Below are 13,397 nucleotides of genomic sequence, written 5' to 3'. Positions count from 1 at the left end.
TTTGGTACAGGTATGAAAAAACCTAATATGCGTTGGCGGAGTGGACGGGACTCGAACCCGCGACCCCCGGCGTGACAGGCCGGTATTCTAACCAACTGAACTACCACTCCAGCTGTGCATATATTTTCAACATTGATTTAACAGAATTTTCTTCAGCCGCTATCTATTGCTAGATAGTGGCGGAGTGGACGGGACTCGAACCCGCGACCCCCGGCGTGACAGGCCGGTATTCTAACCAACTGAACTACCACTCCAATCATCTTAAACCTAGGTTTAAACTAACTGCGTTCAGTTAAATCAAAGTCACATTTTGGTGTGTCTTTGTTGAGGCGCTGATAATACGTAGTTGCTATTGCTGAGTCAACAGTGAAAAACAAAAAAATAGCATAATTATTGCTTAAATTTATTAAACGTCTACTTTGTACACAGCTGTTGTTTATTTACTCTCCGTCAGATCAATTGGCATAGGTTGAAGATCATCGATATTAAGCTCTTCGGTTTCCTCTTCAGAGTTCAGCGCTTTTTTCTTTTTACGTTTTAATATAAAGAATATGACAGCGACAATTAACAATAAAATAGTGCTCGCGATTGCAATTATTACCCATATATTACTGAAAATAGAAGTAGGGGGGCAGTACTAATTGCACCTTCTTCTAAAGGCATGGCTGAGTCACTAGTTGTTATCTCAGGTAAGACAAAGGGAGTCACTAATTCAAAAGTGTGATTGTCTAATTGTAATTCTATTTCTCTGCCATCTAAGGTTGTTGCATAAGCAAGACCTGAAAAATGATATAAGCCATATTCCAGTGAGTATGTCGATTCAAATTCCCCTGATTCTGAAATATTATCAATACTGTGCATTAATACTTGCTGCACTATATTGTCACTAGCATCTTTAATGACACCATTGATACTAATTGAATTAGGATCTATTTCACCAGCATCTGATTTGAAAGATATTTTTGCATGGTCTCTTTGCTCGCCTGAGGAAGATATTTTATAGGTAATAGGGGTTAGAAAGACGACTGCATCTTTATTAACACTACGGATGAAAATATCATTTTTAGTTCTAATACTCAGTAGATATCGGCCTGGAGGTAGATCCACAAATAAACGTGCGGTTAATTTCCCATCAAAAGACAATTCATCATAATGTTTTCCATCATCTAGATATAAAGACATTTTTTTAGTATTTGTACCGATTAAGGAAACAGATAACTTGGCATCTTCAAGGTAAGAAGGGTTTTCTATAAGTTTTTTATCTGCGAACAAAGTTGCTGTCGTCGTGATGTATTCTTTCGCATATAACTTTAAAGGTAATCGATTCACAATGAGTTCAACATCGCTAATAATTTTTATACGATTTTCTCCGTCTAATTTAGCGATTGCTTGCCAAGGCCCAGCCATTGGGTTTTGCACTGTGATCATGTCTTGCTTTGTGCCACTTACCCAAGAAACCGTATCGGGGTGACGTTGTTCGTATAACTTACTACCATCAGGTTGCACTAAAACAATGCGTTGTCTACCTTGGCTATGATTGAGTATAAAAGTTACTTGCTCAGTTTCTGGGTCAATACGGAAACGATTATCTAATAACGGTATGTCATTTGGCTCAAATACAGTATGTGCCATAGAAATAATTGAACAAAACGTTAATAACGAAGCTAATAATATTTTCATGAAGAGTGCCACAGATTATCCTTTATTAATTTTAAACGCTCGCTATGCGCTATTTCTTCCGCTTCTGTTGCACGGATAACGGTTAATGCAGACATTTGAGTTCTGGGTTGTCGCTCAGTTGGCTCTTGACCAGACTCATTACTTGTTAAATTAAGTTTAGCTTGTCCGCCACTCATTAGTAGGTAAACATCAGCTAAAATTTCAGCATCTAGCAAAGCGCCATGTAAAACACGGTGTTCAGTATTGATACCAAAACGATCAGATAACGCATCAAGATTATTTCGTTTGCCGGGAAACATCTTTTTAGCCATCTCTAATGTATCGGTCACAGTAGAAATTTCTTCAGTAGGTTGGGTTTTTTTATTTAAAAAACGAAACTCCTGATCCATAAATCCGACATCGAAGGGAGCGTTATGGATAACTAAGTCTGCACCTCGGATAAATTCAATGAACTCATCAGCTATCTGATCAAATGTTGGTTTATCCTGCAAAAATTCATCTGTGATACCATGAACTGCAATAGCTTCCGGGTCACTGGGTTGCCCTGGATTAATATAAACATGAAAATGGCGACCGGTTAAGCGACGATTAATGACTTCAACACAACCAATTTCAATAATGCGGTGGCCTAAATAAAGTGTGCCATCTTTATTCATACCCGTTGTTTCAGTATCTAAAACGACTTGTCTGATGTCTTTGCTTGTGTTCATGACGCTCTCTAATTATAGTTCGTAGAAATGTATTTACTTGGCTTATTGTATTTTTGTCTGTAACTATCACTTTAGTTTAAAAAAGTGACATCCTAATTAAGGATATCAATATCAGTATTGAGTCATCTTACAATAATTTAGTTTAGCAAAAACTGTACAGGTTTATGAGATAACAATGAAAAAAATAGAAATATATACAGATGGTTCGTGCTTAGGTAATCCGGGTGCAGGTGGATATGGTGCCGTATTGATTTTTAATAAGCATAGAAAGGAATTATCTGAAGGCTTTAAGCTTACGACGAATAATCGAATGGAAATGCTTGCCTGTATCAAAGGGTTGGAGCAATTGAGTGAACCCTGTGAAGTAGATTTAACCACAGATAGTCAGTATGTCCGTCAAGGGATCACACAGTGGATCCATAATTGGAAAAAAGAGGCTGGAAAACTGCCGCTAAAGCACCGGTCAAAAATGTTGATCTATGGAAAGCATTAGATGTCGCCCAAGAAAAACATAAAGTTGAGTGGCATTGGGTAAAGGGACACTCTGGACATCCTGAAAACGAACGCTGTGATGATTTAGCAAGAGAAGTCGCTGAAGCCAACCCAACGCAGGAAGATATTGGTTATAACGGGTAATAAAGAACTTTTTATCTTTAAAGGCGTCTAACGCCTATGATGGCGAGTAACAATAGGTTGGCGATTGATCATCGGTTTGCTGAATTTGAAAGGAGACTTAATCGGCGTCATTGGAATACTTTGTTTTTTAGCGACAATAAAATAGGTACTACAGAAATAAGGGAGGTAGCGTTGCCCGATACTTTCCACGCAATTTGCAAAGACATTGGTAAATTGGCAGGATAGAAAATCAAAAAGTTGCTTTTGTTGTATTTCAAAACCAAGCAAGTGCAACCAGTCAATCACACGGTTAGGAAAAAATAGCCGTGCTGTATGTTGGTTTTTGGGGGTTAATAGTGAACGTAAGCCAAACAAACTGATTGGGTTATAGCCACTAATGATTAATGTACCATCAAGTGTTAATACACGATCTAATTCACGCAACAGCTGATGAGGGTCGCTTGAGAAATCAAGTTCATGGGCTAGGATGCACAGATCAACAGAAGAATCTAGTAAAGGTAATAAATGTAAGTCTGCAAAGAGGCCGATATCTTTACCGCTAGGAGCACAATTTATTTGATGACTGATAGGTGATTTGGCAGTATTTAATTGACTACTAAGTTGCCCTAATTTTAATAAATGATAGCCAAAACAACGCGTAATTGCATTGTCAACATATTGCTGTGTTTGTTTTAATAAACATTGCCCGTGCGGAAGTCGCGACCATGATTCAATGGGCGTTAGAATGCGCGAGGTTTTAGCTATCTTCATATACTTACTTCACTCGTAGAGAATATTTATGGTTAATGTATTAACGATCCCTGCTTTTAATGACAACTATATTTGGCTAATTAAAGATAGTCAAAGTCAGCATTGTATTTTGGTTGATCCTGGTGACGCGACCCCGTACTTGAAATTGTTAGCTCACAATCGTTAATTATTGATGCCATTATTATCACTCATAAACACCATGATCATATTGGAGGCGTAGAAACTATTTTATCGACGCTAGGTAATGAAATTAAGTTATATAGTAAAAATAAGCTTTTCCAGTCAGTGATTGAAGTACTGGAAGGGCAACAGCTTGATTTTTTTGAAGGGCGTCTATCATTAAACGTAATGGAAGTGCCAGGGCATACTTTAGATCATGTTGTTTATTTCAACGAGGAGATGCTTTTTTGTGGCGATACCCTTTTCTCTGCGGGATGTGGGCGTGTATTTGAAGGTTCTCATCAGCAAATGTTTGACTCGCTTTCTCATCTAGCTCACTTGCCCGATGAGCTAAAGGTCTATTGCGCGCATGAATACACAGAAAGTAATTTAGCTTTTGCAGTCACAATTGAACCCAAAAACAAAGCCCTACTCGCTTATATTAAACAAGTTGCTAAAAAGCGTCAGCTCGGATTACCGAGTATTCCTTCTTCAATTGGGCTTGAAAAAACAATTAATCCCTTTTTGCGTTGCGATGATCCCTCACTCATCAATCATTTGCAGAATCACCTAGCAACACCGCTTGTTGCAGGTTTGCAAACATTCACTGCTTTACGAAATTACAAAGATAACTTTTAAAAGAGTAAAGTTTGTTTTTTTGCTAAAGTACGTCACGTCTTTTTTTGAGTGTTTTTTATGAAATTATTTTTGCCTTTTTTAGCCTTATTTACGGTGTCTGCCTGTCAAGTAACTGCACCGACTTCATCATCGGAACAACAAACAAATCAAATTGTTGAGCAATATGTTGGTCAGCAAGACACCTTTGATGCACAGGTTCATGAGATTATACCTGAAGAAAAAGAGGGCTTAGCTAATCTAGTTAAAAGCAAAAACACACTTGCGCCTAAAAAAGCAGAAGTAATCAATCAAGTAACCTATGAAAACCTTTGGTTGAAATTAGCTAATGGCTTTCAATTTGAAGTGGATGAAAATAGTCGCGTCGCCAAACAACGAGATTATTATCTACGCCACCCTAACTATTTAAAGCAAATTTCTAAACGCGCAGAACCTTTTTTATATCTCATTGTTGAACAAATAGAAAATAAAAAATTACCGCTTGAATTAGCACTATTACCTATTGTTGAGAGTACCTTTGACCCCTTTGCCTATTCGCCAGCAAGTGCTTCGGGTTTATGGCAGTTTATGCCCGCAACAGGTAAGCGTTTTGGTTTACAACAGGACTGGTGGTATGACGGGCGTCGTGATGTTTATGCCTCGACGCAAGCCGCATTAGCTTACATGGAGCTATTACATAAATATTTAGATGAAAACTGGTTATATGCGATCGCCGCTTATAATTCAGGAGAAGGGCGAGTAGAGCGTGCGGTTAAAAAATATAAAACAAAATAAACCAGCGGACTATTGGAATTTAGACTTACCCAAAGAGACAGAGGTTTATGTCCCTAAATTATTAGCGCTTGTTGATATCTTACGTCACCATGAAGAGTATGGCATTGAATTACCTTTTATTGAAAATTCACAGGTGCTTACCTACGTGGATACAGAGTCACAATTAGATTTAGCCTACAGCTGCCAAAATAGCGAATTTGACCGTCGCAGAAATCCAATTATTAAACCCCGCATTTAATCATTGGGCAACCTCACCAGATGGGCCACATAAGTTATTAATTCCAACCAATATTGCAGATGAGTTTAATCAAGTACTCAACCAAACAGATAAAGATAAACGTATTCGCTGGTCTCGTTATAAAGTGCGTTCTGGTGATAGTTTAAGTGTTATTGCTCAAAGATACGGCACAAGCACTAGTGTTTTAAAACAAATTAATGATATTAATGGATCATTTATTAAAGTTGGTCAACCATTATTAATACCTATTGCTAATGAAGCACAACAGGATTATCTATATAGCCAAGCTAAACGTTTCGAAGATGAAAATCGTACCAGTAAACATAAAATAACCCACAAAGTTGTTGAAGGGGATACGCTTTGGGATATTAGTCGTTCTTATAAAGTAACCACTAAAGAAATTACTAAATGGAATGCTATGAGTGCCAATAAAACTCTACGCTTAGGAGAAAATCTGACCATTTGGAAAACAACAACTACTAATAATCAAGGGGCCCGAAAACTGACTTATCATGTTCGCTCTGGTGACTCTCTTGGAAAAATAGCACAAAAGTTTAATGTAAAAACAGATGATTTAGTTATTTGGAATCAATTACATACCCAAAAATATATTCGACCTGGACAAAAGCTCTTGGTATTCGTAGAGGCAGATAATTCCCGCGGTTAGGCGTCATTAAACTGTCATAATACTTTCCTACAATTGCCAGAAACTAAGAATGGTAAGAAAGTATTATGTCTGTTATCTCTCAAATTTCTCTTGATGAAATTATTAAAGAAAAAATTAACTGTTTATTTTCAACCTATTGTTGCAAATAAACAGGGTGATATCTTTGCCTATGAGGCACTTATTCGTGGCCCAATTAATAGCTCATTTCATTCTCCAGTCATACTCTTTGAAGAAGCCACAAAACAATGTCGATTAGTTGAATTAGAATTATTATGTCGTGAATTATCTATACAACAATTCCAAAAGCTACAACTGTCTGGAAAGCTGTTTTTAAATGCCAGCCCAGATACGCTTTTTCAACCAGGCTTTAGAGCTGGTCAAACCCTTAAGATGCTTAAAAATGCTAATCTTTCACCTGATAGAGTGGTGATAGAATTAACCGAACCACAGCCCACTTGAAAATTATGACGCCGTGCGAGAAGCTTTAAAGCATTATAAAGAAATGGGCTTTCAAATTGCCATGGACGATTTAGGTTCAGGTTATTCTGGGTTACGAATGTGGTATGAGCTTCGCCCTGATTACGTGAAAATAGATCGTTATTTCATGTGTAATTTAGGCGCAGATAAAGTAAAACAACAATTTGTTTTATCGATTAAAAATATTGCCACAGAGTTAAATTGCCAAGTGATAGCTGAGGGCATAGAAACAGAGGATGAGTTCAATTTTATTAATAAAATTGGTTTACCCTTTTGCCAAGGTTTCTATATTGCTAAACCCGCGACCTTACCATTAAGAATATTAGATAAAAAAATATTCCAGCTTTATACTCAAAAAAGCAATGCGCTTGTCGATGCGCAAAGTCCTGTTGTTTCTGATTTATTACAAAATATACCAGCAATCAGTGAGCTAGAAACAGTTGAACAAAGTGCCTTGTTATTTAATCAAAATCCTGACTGGGAAAGTATTCCTGTGGTTGAATTTGTTGAGTCTGGTTTATCTCGGCCAATAGGGTTGCTTCGTCGAAACTGTCTTACTCAATTGCTTTTTTCTAAATATGGGCGCGAATTGTCGGGTAAAAAAAGCATTAGTTCTTTGGTTGATAGAAATATTTTAATTTTAGAAGGACAACTTGCTATCGAACAAGCAAGCCATGCTATTAATGATCAATCAAAAGCACAAAAAGCATTGGAATTTATTATTACCGATAATGGTTATTACAATGGTGTTGGCTCAATAATGGCACTTATTAAAGAGATCTCTAATTTACAAATTAGTAGTGCTCGTCATGCTAACCCACTTACCTTATTACCAGGCAATGTGCCTATTAATAAAAAATTAGATCAAGTTATTCAGTCTCAGTCTTCCTTTGTTATTGCCTACTTAGATTTAGATAACTTTAAACCTTATAACGATTATTATGGTTACGAAAAAGGCGATCAAATTATTACAGGGGTCGCTGATATACTACGTAAAATATTGACTGACGAATCGGATTTTATTGGTCATATTGGTGGCGATGATTTTATTTTCATTACCACCAATTCTCAATGGAAAAGTTTTTGCGATGAAATATTATTAGCCTTTAAAGAGTGGGTGAGACATCGTTATTTACCTGAAGATCAAATGATGGGAGGCATCTCTGCTTCCGATAGATTTGGTCAAAAACGCTTTTTTCCTATGCTGAGTTTATCAATTGGTTGTGTCACTTTACCCCTCCTTTTTGCAAGAGTTATCACGATGTTGTCGCATTGGCGAGCCATGCCAAATCGATGGCTAAAAAAATAAGAGGCAATTCCCTTTATATTGCCGATAAAAAATTGATAGATGAACATAATAAAAATACATTAGATAAACAAAATAAAAGCAATAATGACTTTTCATTAAGTGCTTAATAATTTATTTTCGTTATTAAGTGGCTAGTTAAATGACTAGTTAAGTGACGATAAATTTACATGACTTTCATAAAGTGATGAAAATACTGAAAGTTAAATGTACTTTTATTACTCTTTTTCAAAAAAAGTAACTGAAAGTGATGTAAATCAAACCCTCCCCCTACTAAAAAGGTAAATTAGCGCCTATTGTGATCGATGTAACAAAAACTTTCGTCTATAATGCACTCCCAGCACAAATGCATCTAAGAAACATTGCAAACGACTGTGTTATAGAAACAAGCCCTATTAAAATAATTTGGGCAAAATAAGTATTCTATAGTTTTTTAAATTTAAATAAGGAAACATCATGTCAGTAAAAAAATGGTTGATCTAGATTTAGCAGGAAAGCGCGTATTTATTCGTCAAGATTTAAATGTGCCTATCAAGGATGGTAAAGTAACTTCTGATGCGCGTATTCGTGCCTCTATCCCAACAATTAAATTAGCACTAGAAAAAGGTGCTAAATTAATGATTACTTCTCATTTAGGACGCCCTACAGAAGGCGCTTCTGCTGAAGAAAATGCACCATTTTCTTTACAACCTGTTGTTGATTACCTAAACGAAGCACTAGATGTGCCTGTTCGTTTAGCAACTGATTACCTAAATGGTTTAGAAGTAAATGAAGGTGAAGTCGTTGTTCTTGAGAATGTTCGTTTTAACACTGGCGAAAAGAAAAACGATGAAGCTTTATCTAAGCAACTTGTCGCTTTATGTGACGTTTACGTAATGGATGCGTTTGGTACGGCTCACCGTGCGCAATCATCTACTAACGGTGCTGGTGTATATGCACCTGTTGCATGTGCTGGACCTCTTCTTGTCGCTGAATTAGAAGCGCTTGGTAAAGCAATGGATAATCCTGCTCGCCCATTAGTGGCTATTGTTGGTGGTTCTAAAGTTTCTACTAAACTAACTGTATTAGAATCTCTTTCTAAAATTGCTGACCAATTGGTTGTTGGTGGTGGTATTGCTAATACATTTATCGCGACGACAAGGGCACAATGTTGGTAAATCATTATACGAAGCTGACTTAGTTGATACTGCTAAAGAGTTAATGGTTAAATGTTCAATTCCAGTTGCAACTGATGTTGCCTGCGCTAAAGCATTTGATGAAAATGCAGAAGCTGAAATCAAAAACGTTGCTGACGTTCAAGATGACGACATGATTTTCGACTTAGGCCCAGATTCAACTGCGGCACTTGCTGAAATTCTAAAAGACGCTAAAACGATTCTTTGGAATGGTCCTGTTGGCGTATTCGAGTTCAAAAACTTCGAAGCGGGTACTGCAGGTATTTCTAAAGCAATCGCTGAATCAAGTGCATTCTCTGTTGCTGGTGGTGGCGATACTTTAGTCGCCATTGACAAGTTCGATATAACAGCAGATGTTTCTTATATTTCGACTGGTGGCGGCGCATTCTTAGAGTTCGTTGAAGGCAAGGCATTACCTGCCGTGACCATGTTAGAATCCCGAGCTAACGATTAATATAATACTACAAAAGCGAATTCAGATTCGCTTTTTTTATGCGTGTTTTTTACAACTCTTTTGTGTAAAATGGCGCGAGAAATTAGACAGATTTTTAATTTAACTAAGATAGGAAATATCTCATGACTAAGATTCTAGACGTTGTACAACCAGGTGTTATCACTGGTGATGATGTTCAAAAAGTTTTTGCTGTAGCAAAAGAACATAAGTTTGCACTTCCAGCAGTAAACGTTGTTGGTTCTGATTCAATCAATGCTGTGCTTGAAGCCATTGCTAAAGTTAAAGCGCCAGTTGTAATTCAATTCTCTAACGGCGGTGCAGTATTTAACGCTGGTAAAGGTCTTAAACTTGAAGGTCAAGAAGTCGCAATCTTAGGTGCTGTTTCTGGTGCTAAGCACGTTCATGCAATGGTCATCGCTTACGGTGTTCCAGTTATTCTACATACTGACCACGTCGCTAAAAAATTACTACCATGGATCGACGGACTTTTAGATGCTTCTGAAGCTCATTTCGCAGAAACTGGTAAGCCTCTATTCTCTTCACATATGATTGATCTTTCTGAAGAGCCATTAGAAGAGAACATCGAAATCTGTAGTAAATACCTAGCACGTATGGAAAAAATGGGTATGACACTAGAAATCGAACTAGGTTGTACTGGTGGCGAAGAAGACGGTGTTGATAACTCTGATATGGATGAGTCTTTACTTTACACTCAACCATCTGAAGTTGATTATGCATACGTTGAACTATCAAAAATCAGCCCACGTTTCACTATCGTCGCTTCTTTCGGTAACGTACACGGTGTATACAAGCCAGGTAATGTTAAACTGACTCCAACAATCCTACGTGATTCACAAGCATATGTTTCTGAAAAGCACGGTATTGCATCTGACGCACTAAACTTCGTATTCCACGGTGGTTCAGGTTCTTCTGAAGCTGAAATCCAAGAGTCTATCGGTTACGGTGTTATCAAAATGAACATCGATACAGATACACAGTGGGCTTGTTGGGATGGTGGTTCGCACTTATGAAGTCGCTAACCGTGATTTCTTACAAGGTCAAATTGGTAACCCTACAGGCCCAGACGCACCAAACAAGAAATACTACGATCCACGTGTATGGTTACGCGCAGGTCAATCATCTATGGTGACACGTCTTGAGAAAGCATTCGCTGACTTAAACGCAGTAGACGTACTATAATTTAATCTTTTTACGATTAAATACAGCCAGCTTAATTGCTGGCTTTTTTTGCCTAAAATAAAGTTGAACCGATAGCTATTATTTTAGTCATATAAAAACAATATCTTTGGAGAAAAATTATGCGTCATTTTTTATTACTTTTTGTGTCATTTTGTTCTTTTTCAGTAATCGCGAACTCATTACCCAATGAGCCATATGTTTCTGTTGTTGGTAGTGCATCGTTATCGGTAAAAGCAGATCAAGTCATTATTAACTTTCAGCCAACTGCTATTAATGACAGTGCCATCATCGCTAAAAAACAAGTTGATCAACAAATAGCTCTATTATTTAATAACTTAACTCAGGCAGGTTTCGTAACTGATAAAGTTGAAAGTCTTAGTCAATCGACCAGGCCTGAATATCAATACCAAAAAAATGAAAGAAAATTAATGGGAGTGCGAGTAACTTATGAGCTTAGTTATCACTTAAATGATATTACTAAAGTAAATGAATTTATGGACGCTTTATTAAATTCAAAAATTGAAACGGTTTCGCCTTTACAGTATGGCTTACAATCACCTCAACAATGGCAGGGGAAAGTAAGAGAAATGGCGGTATTGGATAGTAAGGTAAAAGCACAGGATTTAGCGCGTTTATACGATGCAAAATTAGGTGCTGTATATTCTATCAATTATCAAAATAATGAAGCACGCCCAGTATTAATGCACTCAATGGCAATGGAAAGTAAAAAAAGTAATGTGGTAGATATAAAGCCGAGAAATATTGAGCTTAATGATCGAGTTGAAACGACTTTTTTGCTCACTCATTAAGTGCGATTTATTTTCATTAGGAATTTAAATTTCAATTGTTTCAATATAATTTTTTCTTTTGTATGATTAAATGACATAAGGTAAGCCCGTTTAGGGTTAAATAATGACAGTAAATGTTGCTGAAAATTCACTATTTCCTTAAAGGGTAAATTAGATTCAAAGCTAATATAGTCGCTTAATTTCTCTGGCGTGATGTGTATTGTCAAATAGCGATCAGAGTCGATAGCGTTGAGAGAATAACCTTTCGGATCAAAACTGTAATGATCAATTGAAAAAGCCTTAAAATGCTGTAATAGCGCTAATTTTGATGCGATTAGTGCTTCTTCTAGTCTATTTTCTTGTAATTCAGTAAAAAACTCACTGTCAAGCTCATGTAACATTATGATGTTTTTTGTGGCATTGCTTTGCTGGTTATTTCCAAAAGAAAAATATCACCACAATACCCTTCAGACCAATGATGACTATCTCCCTTTAACTCCTTTTGAAGTTTTAAACTATCTTGTTGAAAGTTGCTTTTCTGTCTATCTGGTTGATGGGCTTGATGGCGTTGAAACAATAAAGAGGTGATTTGTTTCTCGTTTTACCTCTCTTTGAAAATAAAGTGAGGCGTGTACTAAATTGGTTTCACCGCAGGTGATCAATAATAAACGATGTTTCCAAACAAACAGGCTTGATTCAGAAAGTAAAAAAGCTTTTACCTCATTATTTTCAATGTTAGAGATAATATATGCTCCCGCTTGCTCCACCATGGTAGACCAAAAGTCATATTCAAACTCAAGAAGATTCAAAGAGCTGGTAATTTCTAAGCGTTTTTCACTTCCTTCATAAAACATATTGAACAACTAACCTTGATAAAGTAACGGACCGTCAATGCTATGAGTTATTACTCATTCATGCAAGTAAATCGAGTAAGGGATATGAAAACAAAGTATAAATCATGGTATTTGGTTTCAGGACTTTAAATAAAAGCTGGATCAAGGGCTAGTCCGATTTTAGATACAAAAAGCCACAACTAAATTAATAGTTGTGGCTTGAATGATGGTGCTTCGCCTCTGGGCCTTAAATAAAAAGTTGAACCAAGGATACTTCCGCCTCAGAAACAAAAAGGCCTAGATAAATTTCTTTATCTAGGCTTGAATGATGGTGCTTCGTCTCTGGGCTTTAAATAAAAAGTTGAACCAAGGACATTTTCCGTTCAGGTACAAAAAGCCCTTAACGTTTTCACACTAAGGGCTTGAATGATGGTACTTCGTCTCTGGGCTTTAATAAAAAGTTGAGCCAAGGACTCGTCCGATTTTAGATACAAAAAAGCCACAACTAAATTAATAGTTGTGGCTTAAATGATGGTGCTTCGTCTCGGAATTGAACCAAGGACACGAGGATTTTCAATCCTCTGCTCTACCGACTGAGCTAACGAAGCAAAACTTTTATTTATCAACTCTGTCTATATCTATGCGACTAAGCTAACAAATCAAAACTTTTATCATCAATGATGATTTGTAAATGGTGCCGACTACCGGAATCGAACTGGTGACCTACTGATTACAAGTCAGTTGCTCTACCGACTGAGCTAAGTCGGCACACGAAAACGTGTGCATTTGCACCGTTTGTCATTTTGTTTAAAACAACAAACAAATATATGGTGCTTCGTCTCGGAATTGAACCAAGGACACGAGGATTTTCAATCCTCTGCTCTACCGACTGAGCTAACGAAGCATTTTTACTT

12 protein-coding genes, 5 tRNA genes and 4 pseudogenes are annotated in these 13,397 nt (G+C 37.0%); 10 read left to right on the top strand and 11 right to left on the bottom strand.

The annotated features are described in order from the left end of the window. Nucleotides 1-33: 33 nt before the first annotated feature. The 5 genes from ACLKMH_RS00240 to dnaQ form a co-directional block, all read right to left on the bottom strand. Nucleotides 34-110, bottom strand: a tRNA-Asp gene (locus ACLKMH_RS00240). Nucleotides 111-177: 67 nt separating this feature from the next. Then, nucleotides 178-254 (bottom strand) — tRNA-Asp (locus tag ACLKMH_RS00235). 182 nt (nucleotides 255-436) lie between these two features. Next, a complete protein-coding gene (locus tag ACLKMH_RS00230; protein ID WP_413700384.1) occupies nucleotides 437-571 on the bottom strand; it encodes a hypothetical protein in 135 nt (44 codons plus the stop codon). A 26-nt stretch (nucleotides 572-597) separates the two neighbouring features. Further along, nucleotides 598-1,680, bottom strand: a complete 1,083-nt coding sequence (locus ACLKMH_RS00225; RefSeq protein ID WP_413700383.1) for a hypothetical protein — start codon at nucleotides 1,678-1,680, stop codon at nucleotides 598-600. Continuing rightward, entirely contained in the window at nucleotides 1,677-2,390 is a 714-nt protein-coding gene (dnaQ, locus tag ACLKMH_RS00220; RefSeq protein ID WP_413700382.1) for a DNA polymerase III subunit epsilon, read from the bottom strand. Before dnaQ ends, ACLKMH_RS00225 begins: the two co-directional genes overlap by 4 nt. Nucleotides 2,391-2,565: 175 nt before the next feature. Here dnaQ and rnhA point away from each other — a divergent pair. Then, nucleotides 2,566-3,026, top strand: a pseudogene (rnhA, locus tag ACLKMH_RS00215) (ribonuclease HI). Nucleotides 3,027-3,053: 27 nt separating this feature from the next. Here rnhA and ACLKMH_RS00210 read toward each other — a convergent pair. After that, nucleotides 3,054-3,776, bottom strand: a complete 723-nt coding sequence (locus ACLKMH_RS00210; RefSeq protein ID WP_413700381.1) for a class I SAM-dependent methyltransferase — start codon at nucleotides 3,774-3,776, stop codon at nucleotides 3,054-3,056. 144 nt (nucleotides 3,777-3,920) lie between these two features. Between ACLKMH_RS00210 and gloB the strand changes: the two genes are divergently transcribed. The 9 genes and pseudogenes from gloB (at nucleotide 3,921) to ACLKMH_RS00165 (ending at nucleotide 11,671) form a co-directional block, all read left to right on the top strand. Then, nucleotides 3,921-4,574 carry a hydroxyacylglutathione hydrolase gene (gloB, locus tag ACLKMH_RS00205; protein ID WP_413702222.1) on the top strand — a complete coding sequence of 218 codons (654 nt, stop codon included), beginning with the start codon at nucleotides 3,921-3,923 and terminating at the stop codon, nucleotides 4,572-4,574. Between the two features lie 57 nt (nucleotides 4,575-4,631). Continuing rightward, entirely contained in the window at nucleotides 4,632-5,345 is a 714-nt protein-coding gene (locus ACLKMH_RS00200; RefSeq protein ID WP_413700380.1) for a transglycosylase SLT domain-containing protein, read from the top strand. Then, nucleotides 5,317-5,583 (top strand): hypothetical protein, encoded by a 267-nt coding sequence (locus tag ACLKMH_RS00195; RefSeq protein WP_413700379.1) that lies wholly within the window; start codon nucleotides 5,317-5,319, stop codon nucleotides 5,581-5,583. The genes ACLKMH_RS00200 and ACLKMH_RS00195 overlap by 29 nt, the downstream gene beginning before the upstream one ends. Then, nucleotides 5,543-6,250 (top strand): LysM peptidoglycan-binding domain-containing protein, encoded by a 708-nt coding sequence (locus tag ACLKMH_RS00190; RefSeq protein WP_413700378.1) that lies wholly within the window; start codon nucleotides 5,543-5,545, stop codon nucleotides 6,248-6,250. Before ACLKMH_RS00195 ends, ACLKMH_RS00190 begins: the two co-directional genes overlap by 41 nt. Before the next feature lie 93 nt (nucleotides 6,251-6,343). Next, entirely contained in the window at nucleotides 6,344-6,709 is a 366-nt protein-coding gene (locus tag ACLKMH_RS00185; protein ID WP_413700377.1) for an EAL domain-containing protein, read from the top strand. 13 nt (nucleotides 6,710-6,722) lie between these two features. Continuing rightward, complete coding sequence (locus ACLKMH_RS00180; RefSeq protein ID WP_413700376.1) at nucleotides 6,723-8,036, top strand: GGDEF domain-containing protein; 1,314 nt, start codon at nucleotides 6,723-6,725, stop codon at nucleotides 8,034-8,036. A 467-nt stretch (nucleotides 8,037-8,503) separates the two neighbouring features. Next, a pseudogene (locus ACLKMH_RS00175) lies at nucleotides 8,504-9,662 on the top strand (phosphoglycerate kinase). Nucleotides 9,663-9,784: 122 nt separating this feature from the next. Further along, a pseudogene (gene fbaA, locus ACLKMH_RS00170) lies at nucleotides 9,785-10,862 on the top strand (class II fructose-bisphosphate aldolase). A 119-nt stretch (nucleotides 10,863-10,981) separates the two neighbouring features. Beyond that, nucleotides 10,982-11,671, top strand: coding sequence for an SIMPL domain-containing protein (locus ACLKMH_RS00165; protein WP_413700375.1), 690 nt, complete (start codon nucleotides 10,982-10,984; stop codon nucleotides 11,669-11,671). Here the strand turns inward: ACLKMH_RS00165 and ACLKMH_RS00160 are convergent. The 5 genes and pseudogenes from ACLKMH_RS00160 to ACLKMH_RS00140 all read right to left on the bottom strand — a co-directional run. After that, a pseudogene (locus tag ACLKMH_RS00160) lies at nucleotides 11,668-12,072 on the bottom strand (hypothetical protein); the annotation flags it as partial. The gene ACLKMH_RS00165 and the pseudogene ACLKMH_RS00160 overlap by 4 nt on opposite strands. A 120-nt stretch (nucleotides 12,073-12,192) precedes the next feature. Next, on the bottom strand, nucleotides 12,193-12,504 hold the full coding sequence (locus tag ACLKMH_RS00155; RefSeq protein WP_413700374.1) for a hypothetical protein: 312 nt from the start codon (nucleotides 12,502-12,504) through the stop codon (nucleotides 12,193-12,195). Nucleotides 12,505-13,015: 511 nt separating this feature from the next. Beyond that, a tRNA-Phe gene (locus ACLKMH_RS00150) sits at nucleotides 13,016-13,091 on the bottom strand. Nucleotides 13,092-13,175: 84 nt separating this feature from the next. Continuing rightward, a tRNA-Thr gene (locus tag ACLKMH_RS00145) sits at nucleotides 13,176-13,251 on the bottom strand. A gap of 60 nt (nucleotides 13,252-13,311) precedes the next feature. Further along, nucleotides 13,312-13,387: transfer RNA gene (locus tag ACLKMH_RS00140), tRNA-Phe, on the bottom strand. Nucleotides 13,388-13,397 lie beyond the last annotated feature (10 nt).

The organism is Psychromonas sp. KJ10-10 (assembly GCF_047323245.1).
Lineage (GTDB): Bacteria > Pseudomonadota > Gammaproteobacteria > Enterobacterales > Psychromonadaceae > Psychromonas.
Note: the sequence above shows the minus strand (reverse complement) of the source record. Positions and strands in the feature narration are given on the sequence as shown.